This window comes from Streptomyces sp. NPDC042638, from assembly GCF_040647235.1.
GTDB classification, from domain to species: Bacteria; Actinomycetota; Actinomycetes; order Streptomycetales; family Streptomycetaceae; genus Streptomyces; species Streptomyces rameus.
In genome coordinates, this window is record NZ_JBEZBT010000001.1 from 316,049 (window position 1) to 339,166 (window position 23,118).

17 protein-coding genes are annotated in these 23,118 nt (G+C 73.1%); 8 read left to right on the forward strand and 9 right to left on the reverse strand.

Annotated elements, in window-relative coordinates:
• Nucleotides 1-47: 47 nt before the first annotated feature.
• From AB0B40_RS01465 to AB0B40_RS01480, 4 genes are all read right to left on the reverse strand, one after another.
• On the reverse strand, nucleotides 48-1,694 hold the full coding sequence (locus tag AB0B40_RS01465; RefSeq protein WP_362262001.1) for an LCP family protein: 1,647 nt from the start codon (nucleotides 1,692-1,694) through the stop codon (nucleotides 48-50).
• A gap of 82 nt (nucleotides 1,695-1,776) precedes the next feature.
• Entirely contained in the window at nucleotides 1,777-3,603 is a 1,827-nt protein-coding gene (locus AB0B40_RS01470; protein WP_345052799.1) for an LCP family protein, read from the reverse strand.
• 231 nt (nucleotides 3,604-3,834) lie between these two features.
• Entirely contained in the window at nucleotides 3,835-5,022 is a 1,188-nt protein-coding gene (locus AB0B40_RS01475; protein ID WP_345052797.1) for an LCP family protein, read from the reverse strand.
• A gap of 374 nt (nucleotides 5,023-5,396) precedes the next feature.
• Nucleotides 5,397-6,152 carry a TIGR03089 family protein gene (locus tag AB0B40_RS01480; RefSeq protein ID WP_345058589.1) on the reverse strand — a complete coding sequence of 252 codons (756 nt, stop codon included), beginning with the start codon at nucleotides 6,150-6,152 and terminating at the stop codon, nucleotides 5,397-5,399.
• A 111-nt stretch (nucleotides 6,153-6,263) separates the two neighbouring features.
• Between AB0B40_RS01480 and AB0B40_RS01485 the strand changes: the two genes are divergently transcribed.
• The 5 genes from AB0B40_RS01485 to AB0B40_RS01505 all read left to right on the forward strand — a co-directional run bounded on the left by AB0B40_RS01485 (nucleotide 6,264) and on the right by AB0B40_RS01505 (nucleotide 11,921).
• Nucleotides 6,264-7,868: an N-acetylmuramoyl-L-alanine amidase gene (locus AB0B40_RS01485; RefSeq protein ID WP_362262053.1), complete on the forward strand. Its 1,605-nt coding sequence runs from the start codon at nucleotides 6,264-6,266 to the stop codon at nucleotides 7,866-7,868.
• 238 nt (nucleotides 7,869-8,106) lie between these two features.
• Nucleotides 8,107-9,189 (forward strand): NDP-sugar synthase, encoded by a 1,083-nt coding sequence (locus AB0B40_RS01490; protein ID WP_345058587.1) that lies wholly within the window; start codon nucleotides 8,107-8,109, stop codon nucleotides 9,187-9,189.
• A gap of 243 nt (nucleotides 9,190-9,432) precedes the next feature.
• On the forward strand, nucleotides 9,433-10,269 hold the full coding sequence (locus AB0B40_RS01495; RefSeq protein WP_345058585.1) for an NmrA family transcriptional regulator: 837 nt from the start codon (nucleotides 9,433-9,435) through the stop codon (nucleotides 10,267-10,269).
• 36 nt (nucleotides 10,270-10,305) lie between these two features.
• Nucleotides 10,306-11,343 carry an AraC family transcriptional regulator gene (locus AB0B40_RS01500; RefSeq protein ID WP_345058583.1) on the forward strand — a complete coding sequence of 346 codons (1,038 nt, stop codon included), beginning with the start codon at nucleotides 10,306-10,308 and terminating at the stop codon, nucleotides 11,341-11,343.
• A complete protein-coding gene (locus tag AB0B40_RS01505) occupies nucleotides 11,343-11,921 on the forward strand; it encodes a DUF1772 domain-containing protein (RefSeq protein WP_362262056.1) in 579 nt (192 codons plus the stop codon). The genes AB0B40_RS01500 and AB0B40_RS01505 overlap by 1 nt, the downstream gene beginning before the upstream one ends.
• A gap of 228 nt (nucleotides 11,922-12,149) precedes the next feature.
• On the opposite strand, the gene AB0B40_RS01510 is transcribed toward AB0B40_RS01505, so the two are convergent.
• The 4 genes from AB0B40_RS01510 to AB0B40_RS01525 are packed head-to-tail and all read right to left on the reverse strand — an operon-like array spanning nucleotide 12,150 to nucleotide 16,044.
• Nucleotides 12,150-13,163, reverse strand: a complete 1,014-nt coding sequence (locus AB0B40_RS01510) for a DNA-3-methyladenine glycosylase 2 family protein (RefSeq protein WP_345058581.1) — start codon at nucleotides 13,161-13,163, stop codon at nucleotides 12,150-12,152.
• 59 nt (nucleotides 13,164-13,222) lie between these two features.
• Nucleotides 13,223-14,560 carry a coenzyme F420-0:L-glutamate ligase gene (locus AB0B40_RS01515; RefSeq protein ID WP_362262009.1) on the reverse strand — a complete coding sequence of 446 codons (1,338 nt, stop codon included), beginning with the start codon at nucleotides 14,558-14,560 and terminating at the stop codon, nucleotides 13,223-13,225.
• Nucleotides 14,557-15,516 carry a 2-phospho-L-lactate transferase gene (gene cofD / locus AB0B40_RS01520; RefSeq protein WP_345058577.1) on the reverse strand — a complete coding sequence of 320 codons (960 nt, stop codon included), beginning with the start codon at nucleotides 15,514-15,516 and terminating at the stop codon, nucleotides 14,557-14,559. The genes AB0B40_RS01515 and cofD overlap by 4 nt, the downstream gene beginning before the upstream one ends.
• A gap of 33 nt (nucleotides 15,517-15,549) precedes the next feature.
• Nucleotides 15,550-16,044: a cysteine dioxygenase family protein gene (locus AB0B40_RS01525; protein ID WP_345058575.1), complete on the reverse strand. Its 495-nt coding sequence runs from the start codon at nucleotides 16,042-16,044 to the stop codon at nucleotides 15,550-15,552.
• 676 nt (nucleotides 16,045-16,720) lie between these two features.
• Here AB0B40_RS01525 and AB0B40_RS01530 point away from each other — a divergent pair.
• The 3 genes from AB0B40_RS01530 (at nucleotide 16,721) to AB0B40_RS01540 (ending at nucleotide 22,487) form a co-directional block, all read left to right on the forward strand.
• Nucleotides 16,721-16,984 carry a WhiB family transcriptional regulator gene (locus AB0B40_RS01530; RefSeq protein WP_003975777.1) on the forward strand — a complete coding sequence of 88 codons (264 nt, stop codon included), beginning with the start codon at nucleotides 16,721-16,723 and terminating at the stop codon, nucleotides 16,982-16,984.
• A gap of 221 nt (nucleotides 16,985-17,205) precedes the next feature.
• Nucleotides 17,206-20,973, forward strand: coding sequence for a glycosyltransferase (locus AB0B40_RS01535; RefSeq protein WP_345058573.1), 3,768 nt, complete (start codon nucleotides 17,206-17,208; stop codon nucleotides 20,971-20,973).
• Nucleotides 20,970-22,487: a DUF5719 family protein gene (locus tag AB0B40_RS01540; protein WP_362262014.1), complete on the forward strand. Its 1,518-nt coding sequence runs from the start codon at nucleotides 20,970-20,972 to the stop codon at nucleotides 22,485-22,487. Before AB0B40_RS01535 ends, AB0B40_RS01540 begins: the two co-directional genes overlap by 4 nt.
• A gap of 71 nt (nucleotides 22,488-22,558) precedes the next feature.
• On the opposite strand, the gene AB0B40_RS01545 is transcribed toward AB0B40_RS01540, so the two are convergent.
• On the reverse strand, nucleotides 22,559-22,945 hold the full coding sequence (locus AB0B40_RS01545; protein WP_345058569.1) for a metallopeptidase family protein: 387 nt from the start codon (nucleotides 22,943-22,945) through the stop codon (nucleotides 22,559-22,561).
• Nucleotides 22,946-23,118 lie beyond the last annotated feature (173 nt).

Below are 23,118 nucleotides of genomic sequence, written 5' to 3' on the forward strand. Positions count from 1 at the left end.
AGGGGCCCCTCCCCGGCGGGAGGGGCCCCTCGTCGCCGTTCACCCGGCTACCACTGGTAGACGCTGTACACGTCCATGCACTTCGTGGTGTCCGAGCCGTTGACGGCGTCGGAACCGTCGGGCAGGTCGCCGGCCTTCGGCTTGGACTGCTTCGGGTACGACGTGCCAGTGCGCCAGTCCGCGCCCACCACGACCGTGACCCCGGACACGTCGGTGGACTTCTGCACGGAACTCATCGGGATCCCCAGCGCCTTGGCCACGGCCTGGGCGTCACCCTCCAGGTCCGCGCTCGGATAGCGCACGAGCGTCTTGTCCTCGGCCAGGCTCCCGGAGGCGTCGGCCTGTGCCCGGGAGTAGCCCTTCTGCACGAGCACCTGGCCGATCGCCGACGCCCGCTGCCGCACCGCGGCCTCGGTGGAGGACCGGGTGGCGTTCTGCACGAGCACCCCGAGCCGGGCCGCGTCGACCGAGGGCTTCCCGGCCGGCTTGGCCTTGCCCGTGTTCCCCGCCGGCTCCGGCTTCCCGCCGTTCTTGTCGAACGGCACGTCGTCCCGGAGCATCTGCCACATCTTGTCGGCGCCGGCCTCGTCGGGAACGACGTGGTTGCCGTTCTGCGGGTCGCGCTTGTTGGGCATGGTCACCGAGGTGATGCGGTCCGAGGGCACGGACTTCATCTGCGTGCCGAGGGCGTACAGCTTCTTGACGGTACCGATCTCCTCCGACACCTTCAGCGACTTGGTGGCCGCGTCGGCCAGGTCCATCAGCCGGCCGGTGTCGGTGAACACGTTCTGCTTCTTCAGCGTACGGATCATCGAGTTGAGGTACATGTGCTGGGCGCGGGCCCGCTTCAGGTCGTCGCCCCAGGCGTGCCGCGTGCGCAGCCACTGCAGCGCCTGCTCGCCCTGCACCTTGTGCGTGCCCTTCGTCAGCTTCAGGCCGGACCCGCCGGGCACGTCCGGCGTCGGGTGGTCCCACACGTTCTGGTTCACGCAGACGTCGACGCCTCCGATCGCGTCCGCCATCCGCACCACGCCCGCGAAGTCGATCGTCATCCAGTGGTCGATGTAGACCCCGGTGAGGTTCTCCCAGGTGAGCAGCGTGCAGCCGGCGCCGCCGCGGGCCAGGGTGACGTTGATGATGTCGTTCGTCGGCGGATAGACCTTGCCGCTGTCGGGGTCCTTGCACTGGGGGATGTCCACCCGGGTGTCCCGCGGGATGCTGACCATGGCGGCGCTCTTGCGGTCCGCGGAGAGGTGGATGAGCATCTGCACGTCCGCGAGCGGCGGATCGCCCGCGTGGCTCCGGTTGCCGCCCAGCTTCAGGTTCTCCGCGGAGTTCCGGCTGTCGGAGCCGATCAGCAGGATGTTCAGCGGGGTCTGGCCGGCCGCGTTCGGCGCCGTCCTGCGGGCCTTGGAGTCGTCGCCGTTGGCCCGCGCGCCCTTCTGGATGTTGGCGTTGAGATGGCGGTAGTACAGGTATCCGGCGCCCGTGGTGCCGAGTATCACCACCGCCAGTACGGTCGCCGACCAGCGCAGCACGCGCCGTCTGCGCCGTCTGCGGTCGGTCTTCGGGCCCCCCGCCCGCCGGCCGCCGGCGCGCCGGCCGGAATGCGCCGGCGTGTTCGAGGTCTTCGGTGTGAGCGACATCGTGTCCTCGACCGCCGGAGCCTCCCCGCGCACCTCGCTCTGCGCCAAACCCCCTGCCCTCCCCGCCCTCGCACAAACAAGCGGGCCCGTCCCGCGCCAGGTTAGACGCACGACGGGCCCCTTGGGTTACCTACGAAGCGCACTGAACCTTGTCGGCCGTGGACTTGTTGACCTTCGGCGCCTTCGTCGGCGGCTTCAGGGAGACCCCCGCACCCTTGAAGTCCTTGCCCAGGGTCAGCGTCATCTCGGGCAGCCCCTGCGCGTTGGTCACGCTCTGCCCCGGCTTCAGCGCGGCCCCGGACAGGCCCAGGATCGCGGCCAGCCGGCGTGCCTGGGCCGCCTGGTCGGGGGCGTACTCCAGCGTGGTCTTGGCCAGTCCGGCCGGGGCGTTGCCGGCGTTCTCCGACTTGGTCACGCCCTCGTCGTTCTGCAGCCAGTTCAGCGCCGCCTGCGCGCTGCCGCCCGGCGCTCCGCCGTTGAGGATGCGCACCCGGACCTCGGAGGCCGGTGCCTGGGTGCCCTTGAGCCGGGCGGCCTGGGCGTCCTTGGCGGCCTTCTGCTTCTTCTTCACGTCGGTGAAGGAGACGTCGTTCTGGATGGCCTCGAAGACCTGCGGCGCCAGAGCGGGGTCGACGATCACCGTCTTGTGCACGACACCGTCGGCCGGGTTGTCCCTGACCGGCACCGTCGTGAACGTCAGGTTCTTCGGGTTGAGCTTGCCCAGCTCCAGCCCCAGGTCCTTCAGCTTGCCGATGCTGTCCAGCTTGTCGTCGACGGTCAGCGCCTTGGTGCCGGCCTCCGCCAGCTTCAGCATCTTCGTCGGGCTGGTGAGCGTGGCGTTGCCCTTCAGCTTGCGCATCAGCGCGCCCAGGAACTGCTGCTGGAGCCCGATCCGGCTCAGATCGCCGCCCAGGCCGACGGAGTGCCGGGTGCGCACGAACGCCAGCGCCTGCTCACCGGAGATCTTGTGGGTGCCCTTGGACAGCTTCAGATGCGAGTCCCGGTCGTCGATGTCCTTGCCGAGGCAGACCTCGACGCCGTCGACCGCCTCGGTCAGCGTCTTGACCGCGTTGAAGTCGGCGACCATGAAGTCGTCCGGCTTGATCCCGGTCAGCTCGGTCACCGTGCGCATGGTGCAGCTGGGCGTACGGCCGTCCTGACCCAGGCTCGTGTTGAAGCGGACGCTCTGCGAGCCCGCGATGACCTTCTCGCTGCCGTCGTCCTGCTGGGTCGGGCAGTCCGGGACGTCGACGATCAGGTCGCGCGGGATGCTCAGCGCGGTGGCGTTGGACCGGTCCTTGGAGACGTGCAGCAGGATCGTGGTGTCGGCGTGCCCGACGCTGCCCGCGTCGCCGTAGCCCTCGTTGCCCGCCCCGGTGCGCTTGTCCGTGCCGATCAGCAGGATGTTGATCGCCTCGTCCTTGCTGAAGCCGCCGGTGCTGGCGCCGTCGTCGGACACGGACGTGATGTTGTCGTTGAGGTGCTTGATGTAGAGGTAGCCGGCGGCCGACACGGCGACCAGCACGAAGGCCATGGACCCGCCGGTCCACAGCAGCACCTTCTTCGTCCTCGACTTCTTCTTCGCCGGCTGCCGCCGGGACGCGCGCCGCCCCTGGGCCGCCTCCGGCTCAGCGCCCCGGCGCCGGGCCGAACGCGGGGGCGGCACGTCGGTGCCACGTGACCGGGGCGTCTGCCCGGCTTCCGCGGGCGTCTGCCCGGCTTCTCCGGCTGCCTGCCGGCTCTTCCCTGGCGTCTGCCGGGTCTCCCCGGCCGTCCGCCGGGCACGGCCGCCCGCCGCGCCGGACCCGTCCGGTGAGGACGGTCTGCGCGGTCCCGGCACCGGCGACTGCGCTGCGGAAGGGCTCAGTCGCAGTTCGTATTCGCCGGTGTTCGGATTGAGCACCCACTGGTCTGCGGGATCGATGTTGTCCGCCCGCCCACGGCCTTGCGCGTCCACGGTTGTCCGAATCCTCCGTCGGGGCCACGCGGCGCCTTCCCCCTACAAGGCGCTCGGGTCTCGGTGAATCAGTGCACGCCCCCAGGACGGACCTCGCGGCCAGGTGCACCGGATCGCTCACACTATCCGCCCAGTTCAGCGTCGAGCGACGCCGGTGACAAATTCGATGTGCCTACAACCGGGCAATCCGTCTCATTTACTGAACGGAAGTTCGCCGACTTGGTGCGCGCGTTACTCGCAGGGGTGTTCGGCGGCGGTGTATCCGCGGAAGGTGGGGGCGGGCGAGGGGCCGTCCTGGCCGCCCGGCCGTGTGTTCCCCCCAGGAACATTCTGTGAATTCTCGGGCCTCACCGCCACCGGCCGGTCGGCCCGCAGCCGGGCGAACAGCTTCTCGGCCTCCGGCTCCACGAGTTGGTCACGGTTGGCGTTGTAGACGTACGACTCCCTCGGCACCGTCAGGAACCGCACCTGTTCGGTGGGGATGTCACGCAGACCGCGCACCAACTGGTACAAACCGCGCAGATTGGCCAGTTCCGGATCGGTGGTCAGCGCGGAGGTCGCCGCGTCCAGCAGCGGATACAGCTTCACCGGGTTCAGCAGGACGTCATTGCTCTGCACCTTGTTGACGAGCGCCCCGAGGAACCGTTGCTGCCGTTCCATCCGGTCGGTGTCGCTGCCGTTGCCGAGCGACTTGCGGGCGCGCACGTATCCGAGCGCCTGCTCCCCGTTCAGCGTGCTCCTGCCCGCGGGCAGCTTCAGCTTCGCCGCCTTGTCGTCCACGGGTTCCCGCAGGCACACCTCGACGCCGTCGACGGCGTCCACCATCTCCTTGAAGCCGCTGAAGTCGACGACCATGTGGTGGTCGATCCGGATGTCCGTGAGCTTCTCGACGGTCCGGATCGTGCACGCCGAACCCCCGACCTGGAAGGCGTGGTTGAACATCGCGAACACCGGGTCGCTGCGCGTGCCGTCCTCCTGCCGGCAGGAGGGGACGTCCACCATCAGGTCCCGCGGCAGCGAGACGGCCGTGGCGCTGCCCCGGTCGGCGGCCAGGTGCAGCAGGATCGTCGTGTCCGAGCGCTCGCTGCCGAGGTCCCTGCCGTACTTGCCGTTGCCGTCCCCGGCCCGGGTGTCGGACCCGATCAGCAGGATGTTCTGCGCGCCGCGCACCAGCGCGGTGGGCCGCTCCCGCTCGTAGCGCGCGAGCTCGGCGGCGGCGGCCTCGTCGGCGGTGATGTTGGCACTGAGCTTGGCGTAGGCGGCCCAGCCGGCGCCGGCGGCCACGACCAGGACCACGGCCGCCCCCAGCGCGCAGTTCCGCAGCCGGCGCCGCCCCCGGCGTCGTATCAGCCCGTCTCCGGTGGCGGAGGCTCCCGCCCCGGCACCGGGACCGACGGGCTTGCCTGCGGTGTCGGTCACGGTGGAGCCATCCCCTCATGGCGTACGAGCGTCGCGTCCTGCACTTACGACGATGGCGGGGGAGGGGGGCCCGGAGCGCCCTTTGCTGCTCCGAACGGGGGACAGGGGCGGGAGGGGAGGGGGGAGAGGGGTGGGGGCAGAGGGAGCGGGGGTGGGGACGGGGGCGGGAGGGGCAGGGGGCAGGACCGGGAGGGGGCAGGGGCGCGGGGCCGTCCTGATGCGCGGTCGGGCCGCGCGGGTGCGGGAGGCCGCGGCGGATACGGGAGGCCGCGGCGGGTGCGGGAGGCCGCGGCGGGTCCGCGGCCGGCCATCTGCCGGGCGGTGACGGCCACCCGCTGGGCGCGGTGGGCCACCCCGCCGGGTACGCAGGTGGCCTACCGCCGCACCGCGCTCACCCTCTCGCTCTCGATCCGCTTGGCCAGCGCCTCGTCGTCCGCCCGCTCCAGGTTCCGGCACAGCACCACGGACCCGCCGACGGCCAACGGCGCGAACAGGCCCGCGCTGAGCCCCTCCCACGTGTCGTACGGCAGTCCGGACAGCAGCCTCGCCCCGGGCCCCGTGAGCCCCAGGGTCCCCGCCTCCGACGAGGCCCGTTCGACGACCTCCGCCCCGCTGAACTCCCGCCCGGCGACGATGAGCGCCGGCTCCTGCGGATCCACCGGAGCGAACGGGGCGAACCGGTCGCCCTGTCCCGGCACTTCCACGGCGTAGTCGGCGAACCCGGGCGGAGTCTGCGGGAAGCGTCCGCCGAGGGGCCGCAGCGCCAGTGCCACACGCTCACCGGTGCACGCGCGCGCGGCGTCGAGCGAGTCCGGCCCGCTCACGACGACGTCGGCCGCCGCCGGATCCCCGGCGACGTCCGCGACCGCGCCCACCGAGGAACAGGCGAGCAGCCACACCGCGGTCTGCCAGTGCGCGGGCAGCAGCAGCGCGACGCGGTCGCCCGGCCCGGCGGACAGGTCGCCCTGCAGGAGGTTGGCGGTCTTGGCCACCCAATTGGCGAAGGTGGCCACGGACAGTTCGACACGTTCGCCCGTGGCGTCGTCGTAGAAGGTCACCAGCGGGCGGCCGGGGTCCGCGGAGAGTGCGGAAGTCAGCAGGTCGGCAGGGGTGCGATCGGTGGCGTTCACCCGGCACAGGGTACGCGCGGGCGGGCGTCCGCACCGGGGGGCGGGGCCACCGGTTCGGCGGAACGTCTTCCGACGGCCCGTCAGTTCGCTTATGGACATGTGGGTATGAATATGTACAAGATCGTGCACATGCGTGGATTCCTCACTTATTCCCCTGGCGTCTCCCCGCTCGCCGTCTGCTCGATCGGCGCCACCTGTGCCGCGGTCCTCGCGCTGGCGCCGGCCCTGCCCGCGACCGCGGCGACCGCGGCGACCGCGGCGACCGTCGAGTCCGGCCGGACGCAACGGTCCGCCACCGCGAGCCGGCCGGCCGAGGCCGGGATCCCGGGCAGCACCCGGTCGCTGCCGCTCGTCCCGCTCTCCCGTGAGCGCGTCCTGGGCGCGGCGCCGGCGCAAGGGCTGTACCGCACCGGCCTGGACCGGTTCGCGCTGGTCGGCGTCGTCTGGGACGACCCCGGCACCGAACTGCACGGCCGGGTGCAGGTGCGTACCCGGTCCGTCGTGAAGCGGGCCTGGTCCGGCTGGCAGGACGTCGAGACGCACAACGCCGACCACGGCGCCGACCCGGGCACACCGGAACACGCGTCCCGGCAGCTGCGCGGGGCGACCGCGCCGCTGTGGGTCGGCGCCTCGGACGGCGTGGACGTACGGGTACGCGCGGACGGCACGGGCGGTGCCGTAGGCACGGGCGACGGCGCGGGCGGCGCGGACGACGGCGCGGGCGGCACGGACGCCGGAGACGGCGGAAATAGCAGCAAGAACGGCAGGAACAGCGAGAACGGCGAGAACAGCGAGAACAGCAAGAGCGGCGAGGGCGGTGCGGGCAGGCGCGCGGCAGCTCCGCGGTCCCCGCTGCCCTCGGGACTGCGTCTGGAACTGGTCGACCCCGGTGATGAGGCGGGGGAGGGGACGGACCCGGGCGAGGCGGTGCCCGCGGACCTCCCGGCCGACGAGCCGCCCCGCACCGAACTGGACACGGAGGCCGCGATCGCGGCCTCGGGTGCCAACTCCGACATCACCGCCTTCGGCGCCACCGAGATCCCGGAACTGGACCAGTCGGCCACCGAGGACGAGCTGATCCGGCTCCAGGGCCCCACGCGGACGAAGCCGTACATCGGGCCGCGCCCGCGGATCGTCACGCGCAGGGGCTGGGGCGCCGACGAGTCGCTGCGTGAACGCGGGTTCGCCTACACGAAGAAGATCAAGGCGGCCTTCGTGCACCACACGGCCACCGGCAACAAGTACACGTGCGCCCAGGCCCCTTCCGTCATCCGCGGTATCTACCGCTACCACGTCAAGAGCATGGGCTGGCGGGACGTCGGCTACAACTTCCTCGTCGACAAGTGCGGAACCATCTACGAGGGCCGGGCCGGCGGAGTGGCCAAGGCGGTGCTCGGCGCGCACACCCTCGGGTTCAACACCAACAGCATGGGCATCGCCGTGATCGGCACGTACGGCACGAGCAAACCGGCCGCCGCCGCGGTGACGGCCGTCGCCAGGCTCACCGCGTGGAAGCTCGGACTCTATGGGGTCAATCCGAGCGGAAAGACATATCTCACGTCGGGTGGTGGCAATCTCTACCCCAAGGGGAAGAACGTACGACTGAACGTGATCTCCGGCCATCGCGACGGGTTCGCCACCGAGTGCCCCGGCAAGCGGCTCTACGCCAAGCTCGGCACGGTCCGCTCCAGCGCGGCGCGCTATCAGGGGCGCTGAGGCCGGGGCCCGCGTGCACCGCCGTCGGGGGGACGGGTGGGGCGGCTCGGGGTACAGGCGGGGCCGGTCGGCCGGGGGGCCGGGCCGGGGCGGTCGGGGGAAACCGCACGCCGGTCTCGCGGGTCACCGCGTGGCCGCCGAAGGCGTCGTCGCACGGTCTGCATACACTGACCGGCCGAAACGAGAACGAGAGTCAACGAGTAGTTCGGCCGGTCCCGGCAGGAAGCAGAGACGACAGGTGACAGAAGCGATCCTCCTGGTCGGTGGCAAAGGCACCCGGCTGCGGCCGCTCACGGTGCACACGCCCAAGCCGATGGTCCCCGCCGCCGGGGTGCCGTTCCTCACCCACCAGCTGGCGCGGGCGCGAGCGGCGGGCGTCGACCACATCATCCTCGCCACCAGCTATCTGGCCGAGGTCTTCGAGCCACACTTCGGCGACGGCTCCGCGCTGGGCCTGCACCTGGAGTACGTGACGGAGGAGGAGCCCCTCGGCACGGGCGGTGCCATCCGCAACGTCGCCGCCCGTCTGCACTCCGGCCCCGACGACCCGGTGCTGATCTTCAACGGCGACATCCTGACGGGCCTCGACATCAGGGCCCTGGTCGACACCCACGAGTCCACCGGCGCGGACGTCTCCCTGCACCTGACGAAGGTGACCGACCCGCGCGCCTACGGCCTCGTCCCCACCGACCCGGCCGGCCGCGTCCTCGCCTTCCTGGAGAAGCCGCAGACGCCGGAGGAGATCGTCACCGACCAGATCAACGCGGGGGCGTACGTCTTCCGCCGCTCGGTCATCGACACGATCCCGGCCGGCCGCCCGGTCTCGGTCGAACGTGAGACCTTCCCCGGGCTGCTCGCCGCCGGCGCCCACCTCCAGGGCATGGTCGACTCCACCTACTGGCTGGACCTCGGCACCCCGGCCGCCTTCGTGCGCGGTTCGGCCGACCTGGTGCTCGGCCGCGCGCCGTCACCGGCCGTCCCGGGCCGCTGCGGCGACCGCCTCGTCCTTCCCACGGCCAGGGTGGCGCCGGACGCCAAGCTGACCGGCGGCACGGTGGTGGGCGAGGGCGCGTTCGTGGCGCGGGGGGCGCGGGTCTTCGGCTCGACCATCCTGCCCGGCGCCGTCATCGAACCCGGCGCCGTCGTCACCGACTCCCTCATCGGCAGCCGCGCCCGCGTCGGCGAACGTTCCGTCCTCACCGGCACGGTCGTCGGCGACGGCGCGATCGTGGGCGCCGACAACGAGCTTCGCGAGGGGGTACGGGTGTGGTGCGACGCCCGTATCCCGGCGGGAGCGGTCCGGTTCTCCTCGGACCAGTAGAGGACGCCACTGCCACTGCCACTGCCGCGTCCGCGGCGGCTGCTGCCGGCTTCCGGAGTGCTTCCGCTCCCGCTCCGGTAGCCGGTGCGGCCTTCGGTGGTCGCCGCAGGTGGTCTGGTCGCCGCAGGAGGTCCGGTCGCCTTCGGCAGTCGCCTTCGGCGATCTTCCTCCCGTAGACGCCTGCTTATGCATCCGAGCGTTGTGGCCATGGCCGTCGCCGTCTCGCTGCCGTTGACTGATCGCATGACGACGCAACGAGGTACGGAAACGACAGCCCCTGAGACGCTGGTCATCGGCGGCACCGGAAAGACGGGACGGCGCGTCGCGGAGCGGCTGGCCCTCCGGGGCCTGCCGGTGCGCGTCGGCTCACGCTCCGGTCAGCCGCCCTTCCGGTGGGAGGACCCCGCTACCTGGGAGCCGGCGCTCGACGGTGTCACGGCCGTCTACGTCACCTACCATCCCGACCTGGCCTTCCCCGGAGCCGCCGAAGCGGTGGGCGCCTTCTCCGAGTTGGCCGTCCGCAAGGGCGCCCGCCGCCTGGTCCTGCTCTCCGGCCGCGGCGAGGAGGGCGCGGTGCGCAGCGAGGACCGGCTCAAGGCGTCGGGGGCGGACTGGACCGTCGTACGGGCCAACTGGTTCGACCAGAACTTCAGCGAGAGCTTCTTCCTCCAGCCGGTCCTGGCCGGCGTGCTGGCGCTGCCCACCGAGGACGCCGTGGAACCGTTCGTCGACGCCGACGACATCGCGGACGTGGTCACCGCCTCCCTCACCGACGACACGCACGTCGGCCGGACCTACGAGGTCTCGGGCCCCCGGCTGCTGAGCCTGCACGACGTCGCCGCCGAACTGTCCGAGGCCACCGGCCGCGAGATCAGGTACACGCCGGTCTCCCTGGAGGAATATCGCCGGCAGCTGGTGGAGAACGGTCTGCCGGCCGAGTTCGCCGATCTCTTCCGCCTCCTCCTCGACGGGCGCAACGCCAGTGTCACGTCCGGTGTGCGGGAGGCTCTCGGACGACCGCCCCTGGATTTCACCGAGTTCGCCAGGAAGACCGCCGCCACCGGCGTCTGGTCCGTCTGACGGCTGCGTGTCCGCCCGCTCTGACACAGTCGCCCCATGGATGTTCTGGCCGGCCTGCTGCAAGGCCCGAAGGCACGCGGCGCGTTCGTACTCAAGTCGGTGTTCCGGCCGCCTTGGTCGCTGCGCGTCGAGGACCGTGCTCCCGTGTCCCTCGTCACCATGGTCCGCGGTGACGCCTGGGTGGTGCCCGACCGCGCGACGCCGGTCCTGCTGAAGCCGGGCGACCTCGCGGTGCTGCGTGGGCCCGACCCGTACACCGTCACCGACGACCAGGGCACCGACGTGCGGGTGATCGTGGGCCCCGACCAGCGGTGCACCACCGTCGACGGCATCGATCTCACCGACTCGATGGCGCAGGGCGTGCGCACCTGGGGCGAGCCCGACGCACCGGACGCCGCCGTCATGCTCAGCGGCACCTACCAGGCGCCGGGCGCGGTCGGCCGCCGCCTGCTCGACGCGCTCCCCGCCCTCCTCGTGCGGACCGCCGCGGGCACCGACGACCCGCTGATCCCCCTGTTGGCCCAGGAGATCGCCCGCGAAGAACCGGGACAGGAACTCGTCCTCGACCGCCTGTTGGACCTGCTCTTCGTGGGACTGCTCCGGGACTGGCTGCGACAGCCGGAGCACGGCGTCCCCGCCTGGTACCAGGCACAGTCCGATCCGACCGTCGGCCCCGCTCTCCGGCTGCTCCACGACGACCCCGCCAGGCCCTGGACGGTGGCGTCGCTGGCCCGCGAGGTGGGCGCCTCCCGGGCGGCCCTGGCCCGCCGCTTCAGCGCGGTCGTGGGGGAGCCGCCGATGGCCTACCTGGCGCAGTGGCGGCTCACCCTCGCCGCCGACCTGGTGTGCCGGCCGGACACCACCCTGACCGAGGTGGCCCGCCAGGTGGGCTACGGCAGCGCGTTCGCGCTGAGTTCGGCGTTCAAACGCGTGCGGGGCGTGAGTCCGCAGGAGTACCGGGCGAGCGGCGGCGAACCGGTACTGGCCGCCCGGCCCGCGTCGGCGGGGACGGTCGTCCTGGGGTCGCCGCCCGCCCGCCCGTCAGCCGTACATCCGAGCACAGTGAGGACTTGATGATGTCAGTGGATCCGCGCCGTTCCGGCGGCGCAGCCGGTGTGCTGCTCACCGTGGGCTGCGTCGCGATGGGCCTGCTGTCCGGCCTGTTCTACGCCTACGACCTGTCGGTCATGCCGGGGCTCTCCCGGCTGGACGACGCCGCCTATCTGACGGCGATGCGGAACTTCAACGACGCGATCGACAACAGCGGTCCGTTCGCGGTCGTCTTCCTCGGTGCCCTCGTGGCCACGGTGTGGGCCGCCGTCGCCGAGCACCGGCGAGGGCGCGGGGCCGCGGCCGCGTGGGCGGCCGGGGCCGGCGTGCTCTACCTGGCCGTGCTGGTGCTCACCGTCTCCGTGAACCTGCCGCTGAACAGCGAACTCGCCCGTCTCGGCGACCCGGCGAAGGCTGCGGACCTGTCGCTGGTCGACCGGTTCAAGGGCGTCTGGTCGGCCGCCAACCTCGTGCGGACCCTCCTGACCACGGCCGCGGTCGCGTGCCTGGCCCAGGCGCTACGGCTGCACGGCGCGTCCACCGCCCCGCCACCGCCGACCGCCCCTCACCTCACCGCCGACCGCCCCGCAGTCCACAACTGACCGCCCGGTACCTCTCCGCCTGGCCGCCCCGCGGTTCGCGGCCGTCCGATCCGTATCTCTCCGCCTGGCCGCCCCGCAGTGCGCAAATGCCGCCCCGCAGCCGAGAACCGGCCGGTCCGCATCACGCAGTCGGCCGCCCCGCATCACGCAGTCGGCGCCCCGCACCTGACAACCGGCCGCCCTGGAGCAGTCCGCCGGCCCATACCTCGCAGTCGGCCGGCCCACACCTCACAGCCGGCCGATGTCACCGACGGTCATCCGCGGCGCCCGCCGGGGCGGCACCCTCCCGCTCAGCAGGATCAGCCGGGCCGCCCGATGCCGCTGGCCCGCGTACGGCTCGAGCAGCCGCAGCATCTCGGCGTCGTCCGCGGTCCGGTCCCCGGCCAGCGCCCAGCCCACGATGCCCGGCAGATGAAGGTCTCCCACCGTGACCGCGTCCGCCGCGCCGTGACTGCGCTGCACCACCTCCGCCGACGTCCACGGCCCGATCCCCGGGACCACCTCCAGGCGCGCCCGGGCGGCGTCCGGCTCCATCCCGGTCGCCTCCTCCATCCGGGCGGCGACCCGAACGGCCCGCAGGATCGTCGACGCCCGCTTGTCGTCGACCCCGGCCCGGTGCCACTCCCAGGAGGGAATCAGCGCCCAGGTCCGGGGCGCCGGCATCACGTACATCCGCCCGGGCGCGGGGCCCGGCGCCGGCTCCCCGAACTTCCGCACGAGCATCCGCCACGCCGCGTACGCCTCGACGGTCGTGACCTTCTGTTCCAGTACCGACGGGATCAGCGACTCCAGTACCAGCCCGGTCCGGGTCAGCCTCAGCCCCGGGCGCCGGTGCCGGGCCAGTGCCACCACCCGGTGCCGGGGCACGAAGGCGTCGGCGTCGTCGGCCGCGCCGAGCAGTGCGGGCAGCCCGTCCAGCAGCCACGCGGCGCCCGGACCCCACGCCTCGCCGAGCACCTCACCGCCGTACGCGCGCACCCGCAGCGTGCCCGGTCCGGCGGGCGTACGGCAGGCCCGCCACACGGAACCGTCCGGAGCGGCCCGGAACGTCGGGTCGCCGGGTCCGCGCCGCAGCGGCCCGAGCGTCAGCCCGAGGTCGAGCGGCCCCTCCGGCACCCACCGCCGCACCCGCGCCGGCGCCGCCGGCTGCCGCGGTATCCCGGCGGCGGGCCCCGCGGGTACGGCGACCTGCCCGCCGCGCACGGTCGCGCGGGTGGGTCGCGGGGCGAAACGTCCTGCCACTGATGAGGTCCTAGGGGCGCTGGGGCTGTCCTACGAGACTAGGCGGTGTCCGGGGCGGTTCACCGCACTTCGACGAACGCCCCCGCGTCCCGCTCCGGCCGCGCCTTCGGCACCTGTGCCGGACGGCCGACCGCGACCGCGCCCATCGGGTCCCAGTCGGCCGGCAGTTCCAGCACCTCGCGCACCACGTCCCGGCAGAACATCGTGGACGACACCCACGCCGAGCCCAGCCGCTCCCCGGCCAGCGCGACCAGCAGGTTCTGCACGCCCGCGCCCGTCGCGACCACGAACATCTCCCGCTCGGCACCGTCCCGCCGGGCGTCCCCGTAGGTGTGCGAGCCGTCCATGACGAGACAGGGCACGATCAGGTACGGCGCGTCGCGCAGGACGTCACCGCGGCGGATCCGCTTGCCGATGAACTCCTCGCTCTTGCCGTCCCGGCGCAGGTCGGCGATCCAGGCGTCCCGCATCGCGTCGAGCAGCCGTACCCGTGACCGCTCCGACTCCAGCAGCACGAACCGCCAGGGCGTGGTGTGGTGCGGGGCGGGCGCGGTGACCGCCGCCGCCACCGCGCGGCGGACCGCGCCGGGGTCGACGGGCTCGTCGGTGAAGGCCCGCACGGTACGGCGCTGGGTCACGGCCTCCCGGACCGCCTCCGAGGTGCCGAGCCGGAACATGTCGTCGGCCGCGTCGCGCACCAGCGCCCGCGCGCCCTCGCTCGCATCGTCGGCTTCGGGCCGCACCGCGTGCGACAGCCCGCGTACGACGGCCACCGGGCGGGCGGCCGCCTTTCCCTTGACCAGGTCACCGGCGGCGGCCAGCTCGTCCGCCGTGGCCACGACGGTCGCGCTGAGCGGGTTGCCGTGCGCGTCCGTGCCCCCGCGCAGATCGTCCAGCACGCGCACCCCGGCGGCGCCGATCGCCACGTCCGTGAGCCCCGCGCGCCAAGGCCGCCCGAAGGTGTCGCTGACGAGGACACCGACGTTGACGCCGAGGGCGTCGCGCAGGCCGGCCCGGATCGCGCGCGCGGACGCGTCCGGGTCCTCCGGCAGCAACAGCACGGTGCCCGCGGGGGTGTTGGAGGCATCGACCCCGGCGGCGGCCATGACCAGGCCCTGCCGGTTCTCCACGATGCGCAGGGTGCCGCGCCGGGCCACCACCCGGACCGTCTCGGCGTCGATGGCGGCCTCCCGGTCGGCCGCCCGCACGACCCGTCCCTCGGCCTTGGAGACGATCTTGGAGGTGACGATCAGCACATCACCGTCGGCCAGGCCCGGCTCGGCCGCGGCGATCAGCTTGGCGATGTCGTCGCCCGGCTGCACCTCGGGGATGCCGGCGGGGGCCCAGACCCTGTACTCCGGCCGGTCGTCCGCCGCGGCGGATGGCGTTGTGCTCATGCCCCGCGCACCTCCTCGGCGAGCGCCAGCGCCTCCCGGGCCATCTGCGCGGTCGCGTCCACGTCGGTCATCATCAGGGGTACGGCCCGGCAGCGGATGCCGTCCGCCTCGACCCGTTCGACCACGTCCGCGTCCACGGTGTCGACCAGCCAGCCGTCCAGCAGCCCCGAGCCGTAGTGCTCGGCGACCGCCGCGGCGGTGGACTCCACGCCGACCGCGGCGAGCACCTTGTCGGCCATCCCGCGCACGGGCGCGTCCCCGACGATCGGGGAGAGGCCGACCACCGGCACGCCCGCGTCGGCGATGGCCTCGCGGACGCCGGGGACGGCGAGGATCGTGCCGATGGACACGACCGGGTTGGACGGCGGGAAGAGGATCACGTCCGCCTGGGCGATGGCCTCCAGCACGCCCGGGGCCGGCTTGGCCTGCTCGGCGCCCACCGGGACGACCGCCTCGGCCGGGACGGAGGCGCGCAGCCGTACCCAGTACTCCTGGAAGTGGATCGCCCTGCGCTCGCCGTCCACCTCGACGGCCACGTGCGTCTCGACCCGGTCGTCGGTCATCGGGATCAGCCGCACGCCCGGCTTCCAGCGGTCGCACAGCGCCTCGGTGACCGCGCTCAGCGGATAGCCGGCGCCGAGCATCTGCGTCCGCACGATGTGCGTGGCGAAGTCCCGGTCACCGAGCCCGAACCACTCCGGTCCGACCCCGTAGGCCGCCAGTTCCTCCTTGAGGTGGAAGGTCTCGTCGGTCCGTCCCCAGCCCTGCTCCTCGTTGATGCCGCCGCCCAGCGTGTACATCACCGTGTCCAGGTCCGGGCAGACCTTCAGACCGAAGAGGTGGATGTCGTCGCCGGTGTTGCCGATGACCGTGACGTCCGCGTCCGGCACGGCCCGCTTCAGACCGCGCAGGAAACGGGCACCGCCGATGCCGCCTGCCAGAACCACAATGCGCATGCGCCAAGTCTCGCAGGCGGGTCCGACAACGCGTCAGGCAGTCACCGCACGCGCCTCGCAGAGCGGGGAGGCGTGCATCGGCATCTCGGTCAGTCCCGGGGCGTACACGTGCAGGCTGACCGCCGGCTCCAGCGCGTCGTTGACGACCTCGTGGACGTACCCCGGCGCGAAGACGTGCTGGGCGCCCGCCGCCAGCACGCGTGTGCCGCGTGCGCAGTGCTCGGTGAGGGTGCCCCGCAGAACGGTGAACACGCCGGAGGAGCGGCCGTGGTCGTGCCGCCCGCTGCCCTGTCCGGGCACCCAGGACAGCAGCCACACCTCATAGCCGGGACCGGTGCGCAGCCGGTGGTACCAGCGGGTGGTGGCGTCGTACCGGACGAGGTGCGCCCACTGGTCCCGGTCGGCGGCGACCGAGCGGGCGAGCCCCACGAACTCGGCGACGGTGGCCGGGTGCTCGCGCGGCGGCTGGAGCAGGTGCGGTACTTCGAGGATGTCGCCGGCGATCTGGAGGTCGTTGTCGCTGTTCATCGGGATGCGGTGGTCCTCGGCAGAAGAGTGGGGCTGGAGCTGGGGTGACGCGTACGGTCCGCCCGGGTCACGGGCGGGCGGGGTGCCCTGGATGGGGGATCAGGGAGCGGTGAACGCGACCGAGCCGTGATGGGCTCGGGAACAGCCGGAGCGGGCTCGGCTCAACAGCTGGGACAGCAACAACAGCTACAGCGCGCGCGGGCGGCACCGAGGGACCCGGCGGTGCGGGTCGAGGTGAGTGCCAAGTTCGCGAGCATGCCCAATAGGACATCGGTTCACACCCGCACTGTCAACTCGGGGCCCGGTATGTGGGACATGTTTCACCTCATCCGGTTCATCTGCCAGGTGAAAGGTTTGCTCTCGGGGGTACCGGGACACATGGGGCACATCCGAGCGCTGGAGCGTCCCGGAACGGGATCGAACACGGGGACGTCTTTCTCCGTACAGAGATCTGTACGGGGTTCGGCTGGCCCCGCGGGTCCGGCTGCGTGTCAAGGTTTATGGCGATTTGAACACTTTCCGCTTGGCCTTGGTTCCGCAGAGTGAATAACGGGCCCAATAGCAGATCTCGGCTTGACTCGCCCGGAGCAGCACACTTGTAATTTCACTCGTGTCGTTCAGCCGAAATCGGTAACGGCCACGCCACGGGGACGCGAAAGACAGACGAGGGGCGCACATGACCGAGCTGGTGCAGCAACTGCTGGTCGACGACGCGGACGAGGAACTCGGCTGGCAGGAGCGCGCGCTGTGCGCCCAGACCGACCCCGAGTCCTTCTTTCCCGAGAAGGGCGGCTCCACCAGAGAGGCGAAGAAGGTCTGCCTCGCCTGCGAGGTCCGCTCCGAGTGCCTCGAGTACGCCCTCGCCAACGACGAGCGCTTCGGCATCTGGGGCGGTCTGTCCGAGCGCGAACGCCGCCGCCTCAAGAAGGCCGCCGTCTGAAGAACGGCCGCACGCGCGCGTGGCACGCGCGGGCACACGCGCACGCGTGCACACCAAAACGTCACGAACGGCCCGTCACCGGTGGGTTATCCACAGGGGGCGGGCCGTCGTCGTGGCCAGCCGATAGTGTGGTCGCTCGTCCGAGACGCACCGCTGTCCCCTCGACGCACGAGGAGACGCAGGCGTCCACCGCAGTCCATCGAACCGGGGCCCGTACCTCGATGTCCGTGCACAGCCATGCGGCAGCCCAACGCGACGCCGCCACCGCCGTGTTTGACCCGACCCGCCCGCCCGAGTTCCCGCGTCATGTGGTGACCGCGGTCCTCGTCTCCCACGACGGCGCCCGCTGGCTGCCCGACGCGCTCGCCGGGCTGCTCGGCCAGGAGCGCCCCGTCCAGTACGCGGTCGCCGCCGACACCGGCAGCGCGGACCACTCCGCCCAGCTGCTCACCGACGCCCTCGGCGACACGAGTGTGCTGCACCTCGCCCGCCGCACCGGCTTCGGCCAGGCCGTGGAGGAGGCGAGCCGCACCGCGCCCGTCCTCACCCCGGAGGACCTGCCGTACCTCAAGCGCCCCAGCGGCTGGGACCCGGTCACGCGGACGTGGCGCGACGACGCCTACGACCTGCCCGAACTGCCGCACGGCGAGCCCATCCAGTGGCTGTGGCTGCTGCACGACGACTGCGCCCCCGAACCCGACGCCCTGGCCCAGCTGCTGCGCGTCGTCGACAACGAACTCGAACTCGGCCGCGACGACGTCGCGGTCGTCGGCCCCAAGCTACGCGGCTGGTACGACCGCCGGCAGCTGCTGGAGGTCGGCGTCTCCATCGCCCACTCCGGCCGCCGCTGGACCGGCCTGGACCGCCGCGAACAGGACCAGGGACAGCACGACCACGTCCGCGCCGTGCTGTCCGTCTCCACCGCCGGCATGCTCATCCGCCGCGACGTCTTCGAACAGCTCGGCGGCTTCGACCGCCGGCTGCCCCTCATGCGCGACGACGTCGACCTGTGCTGGCGCGCCCACACGGCCGGCCACCGCGTCCTGGTCGCCCCCGACGCGGTCGTCCGGCACGCCGAGGCCGCCTCCCGCGAGCGCCGCACGGTCGACTGCGCCGGCCGCACCACCGCGTCCCCGCACAAGGTCGACAAGGCCGGCGCCGTCTACACCCTGCTCGTCAACACCCGCACGGCCGCGCTGCCCTGGGTGCTGCTGCGGCTCGTTCTCGGCACCGTCCTGCGCACCCTCGCGTACCTCGTCGGCAAGGTTCCCGGCCAGGCCGTCGACGAGATCCGCGGCCTGCTGAGCACCCTGCTGCGGCCCGAGCGGATCATCGCCGCCCGGCGCCGTCGCGGCCCCGCCCGGATCGACAAGGGCGAACTGCGCCAACTGTTCCCGCCGCCCGGCGCGACCGTCCGGGCCACCGTGGAACAGATCGCGGGCAACCTCACCCGGGACAGCGACCTCGACACCTCCTCGGCCGGCCGGCACGGCGGCGCCGTGGAGTCCGGGCCCGGCGGCGACGACGCCGACTTCCTCCAGGTCGAGCAGTTCGCCCGGCTCAAGCGGATCGCCCGCAAACCGGGCCCGGTGCTCTTCCTCGCGCTGCTGCTCATCGCCCTCGTCGCCTGCCGTGCCCTGCTCGGCGGCGGCGCGCTCACCGGGGGCGCCCTGCTGCCCGCCCCGGCCGACGTGGGCGGCCTCTGGTCGCGCTACGCGGACGGCTGGCACCCGGCGGGCGCCGGCGGCACCCCGTCCGCACCGCCCTACCTGGCCGTCGTCGCGACCCTCGCCTCGCTCCTGTTCGGCTCCACCGGACTCGCCGTCACCGTCCTGCTGGTCGGTTCCGTGCCGCTCGCCGGATTCACCGCCTACTTCGCCTCCCGGCCCCTGGTCGCCTCCCGGCTGCTGCGCGCCTGGGCGGCCATCGCCTACGCCTTCCTGCCCGCCACCACCGGGGCCCTGGCCGGCGGCCGTGTCGGCACCGCCGTCCTCGCCGTGCTGCTGCCGCTCATCGCGCGCGCGGGCATCGCCGCCAGCGGCCTGGCCAACCGCACGGGCGCGCGCGGCAGCTGGCGCGCCACCTGGGCGTACGCCCTGCTGCTGACCATCACCACCGCCTTCACCCCCGTCGTCTGGCCCATCGCGCTGCTGCTCGGCCTCGGCGTGCTCGTGCTGCGCCGCCGCGACCTCGTCGGCCACGGGCCGCGCTTCCTCGCCCAGCTCGGCACCCCGCTGCTGGTCCTCGCCCCCTGGTCGCTGACCCTCCTCCCGACCGGCTTCTTCCAGGAGGCCGGCCTGGAGTACGGCCCCTCGGCCGCCTCCGCGCTCGACCTGCTCGGCGCCTCTCCCGGCGGCCCGGGCACCGTGCACGGCCTGATGCTCATCGGCATCGTGCTCGCCGCGCTCGCCGCCCTCCTGCGCTCCGAACGGCAGCTCGGCATCCGCGCCGCCTGGGCCGTCGCCCTGGTCGGCCTGGTCCTCGCGGTCCTGTCCAACAAGTCCGCCTGGGCCGGGCCCGCGACCCTCGTCTACGGCATCGCCCTGCTGGCCGCCGCCGCCCTCGGCGCCGACGGCGCACGCGCGCGGGTGGCCGAGCAGAGCTTCGGCTGGCGCCAGCCCGTCGCCGCCCTGATCGCCTTCGCCTCGGCAGCCGGCCCGCTGCTCGTCGCCGCCGGCTGGATGATCCGCGGCGCCGACGGCCCCCTGGAGCGCAGCGCCCCGGCCCAGGTGCCCGCGTTCGTCGCCGAGGACACCACCGGCGGCGAACAGGCCCGCACCCTGGTCCTGGACAGCGACTCCACCGCACGCGTGCGCTACACCCTGGTCCGCGGCGCCGGCGCCCGCATGGGCGATGCCGAACTCACCGCGGCCGGCGGCAGGAACGCCCGCCTGGACAAGATCGTCGCCAATCTGGTCGCCGGCTCCGGCGCCGACCAGGCCGACGAACTCGGCGGCTTCGCCGTGCGCTACGTCCTCGTCCACAAGGGTGCCCCCCGCGAGATCACCCGCGTCCTCGACGCCACCCCCGGCCTGGCCCGTCTCAGCCAGCAGAACGGCAGCGCCCTGTGGCGCGTCGACCAGGAGGTCGCCCGCGCGGCCATCGTGCCCGCCGCCGGCCAGGGCAAGGCCCAGCCGGTCACCGCGGGACCGGTGGAGATCCACACCACCATCCCCGCCGGCTCCGGCAGCCGCGTCCTGCGCCTCGCCGACAGCGCCGCCGACGGCTGGACGGCCACCCTCGACGGCAAGGCGCTCACCCGCACCACCGTCGACGGCTGGGCCCAGGGCTTCCAGCTGCCCCCCGCCGGCGGCAGGCTGGACGTCACCTACGACGCCCCGCTCGCCCACACCGCCTGGCTCTGGGCGCAGGGCGCGCTCGCCGTCGTCCTGGTCGTCCTCGCCCTGCCCGGCCGCCGCCGCGACGTCGACGACGACCTGCCCGAGGAGCAGCCCGTGCCCGCCCAGGCCACCGCCGGCGAGGGCCGCCGCGCCCGCCGCCTGCGCGCCCAGGCCGAGGAGGCGTCCGCGGAGAACCAGGACGGCGCGCCCCCGGTGCCGGACCAGCCCCACGTGCCACCGGCTCCGGACCAGCCCCCGGCCGCCGTACCCCACCAGCAGTCGTACGACACGGGGGTCCCTCCGGCCGAGGAGAGCCAGGACTGGGGGACGGACCCGGCCGCCTACGGGCAGACCGGCTACGACGGCTATGCCCCCGACCCGTACCAGACCGCCACGGGCTACGACCAGCAGGCGTACCAGCAGCCGGACCCTTACCAGACGGCCCCGTACGACCCGTACGCGTACAACGGCACCGCCGACCAGGTGCCGTACGACCCGACGGCCTACCAGCAGCAGGGTTACGACCCGGAGTACGACCCCGCCCAGCAGGGTTACGACCCGGAGTACGACCCCGCCCAGCAGGGCTACGACCCGGCCCAGCACCCCCACGGCACCGGCAGCCAGCGCCCCGACGGGAGCCAGCAGTGAACCGCACCACCCTGTCCCTGATCGCCGGTACGACCGCGCTGGCCGCCGTCACCGCGTTCGCCTCGCTCGACTCGCCGTCCGCCGCCAAGGCCGCCCCCGAGGCAGCCGCCCAACTGCCCGTGGAGCGCACCGGCCTGCTCTGTCCGGCACCGAGCATGTCGGACATCGCCGACACGTCGTACACCTCCTTCACGCCCGTCACCAAGGGCGCCGCGAGCGGCGGCACGGCGCAACTGCGGGCGGCCGACGGGCAGTCCGCGGACGGTCCGGCCGGCGCGCAGAAGGGCGGCAAGAGCGGCAAGGGCTCCGGGAAGAAGGGCGATCAGCCGGTCCTCACCCCGAAGGCGCCGGGCACGCCGGTCACCGGCGACACCTCGGGCGCCGAGACGCCCGCGCTCATCGGCACCGCGGACGGCGGGTTCGCGCCGGGCTGGACCGTCCAGGAGACCACCGAGGTCGCCGCCGGCACCGGCCGCGGCCTCCAGGGCGTCAACTGCACCGGTGCCGACACCGAGTTCTGGTTCCCGGGCGCGGACACGGGCGCCGGCCGTACCGACTACGTGCACCTGACCAACCCCGACGACTCCGCCGCCGTGGTCGACGTCGAGCTGTACGGCAAGGACGGCGCGATCAAGTCCTCGCTGGGGGAAAACCTCACCGTCAAGCCGCACGCGAGCGACGCGATCCTGCTCTCCACGCTCACCGACGAACGTCAGTCCGGCCTGACCGTGCACGTCAGCGTCCGCAGCGGACGGGTCGGCGCGGCCGTGCAGGCCCTCGACGACAAGGTGGGCGGAGACTGGCTGGCCGCTGCCGCAGACCCGGCCGCGAGCCTGGTCCTGCCCGGCATCCCGAAGGACGCCACCGACGTCCGCCTGATCGCCTTCACCCATGGCGACGACGACGCCGACCTGAAGATCCGCCTGGCCTCGCCCGACGGCCTGATCACCCCGGCGGGGAACGAGACCCTGCACGTCAAGTCCGGCACGACGACCACGGTCGACCTCGGCGACGTCACCCGTGGCGAGGCCGGGTCCCTGGTCCTCACCCCCACCGACCAGGCGGTCCCGGTCGTCGCGGCCCTCCAGGTGATCCGGGGCAAGGGCGACAAGAGGGAGACGGCGTTCATCCCGGCCGCCGCCGCCGTGGGCACGCGCGCGACCTCGGCCGACAACAGCGCGAAGGGCACCACCCTGGCCCTGACGGCGCCCGGCGGCACGGCCACGGTCAAGGTGACCGCCTCGGCGGGCAGCGAGGGCGGAAGCCCGGTGACCAAGACCTACACCGTCAAGTCCGGTACTACCCAGGACGTCGACGCCCCGGTCCCCACGGGCCTGAAGGGCACGTACGCCCTCACGGTGGAACCCGTCTCCGGCGGTCCGGTCTACGCCTCCCGTACGCTGGCCGCCACCGAGGGAGGCATCCCCGCCTTCACCGTCCAGACCCTCCCGAACGACCGCGGCATGGTGGCGGTACCGCAGACGCAGGAGGACCTGTCGATCCTGCAGAAGTAGCCCGCCCGCGCGTGGGCAGGCGATCCGCCTCTCCGCTCAGCCACTGAGCGGTGCGCGAGGCCTGCCGGTCCTCAGTCCTCCCCGTACCGGGGGTCCACGGTCTCCGGCGTCAGCCCGAGCAGCTCGGCCACCTGCTCCACGACCACCTCGTGCACCAGCGCGGCCCGCTCGTCCCGCCCCTTGGTCCGGATCTCCACCGGCCGCCGGTACACGACCACCCGGGCCCGTCGTCCGTCACCCGCGGGGATGGTCCCGCCGAGCGGCACGGTCTCGTCCTCCCACACCGGGTGGTCACCCCGCCCGTCCAGCCGGGGCACCTCCAGCACGAGGAAGTCGATGTCGGCCAGCTGCGGCCACCGCCGCTCCAGGCGCTCCACGGAGTCCTGCACCAGGTCCGCGAACACCTCGGCGCGGCTGGCCGCCAGCGGCACCTGCGGCGGCGCGATCGGCCCTCGCATGCCCCGCCCGTGGCGATCACGGCGACGGGGCCCGGGGCCGGTGGCACTGGGCGGTACACGGTTGTCCATCACTGGTGAAGCCTAGTCCCCGCACCCTCCGCCCGTCCGGCTCCACGCGGCAACCGGCCTCGGGCCCCCATGTCGCAGGATGACCATTCCGGCCAAGGTCTGGC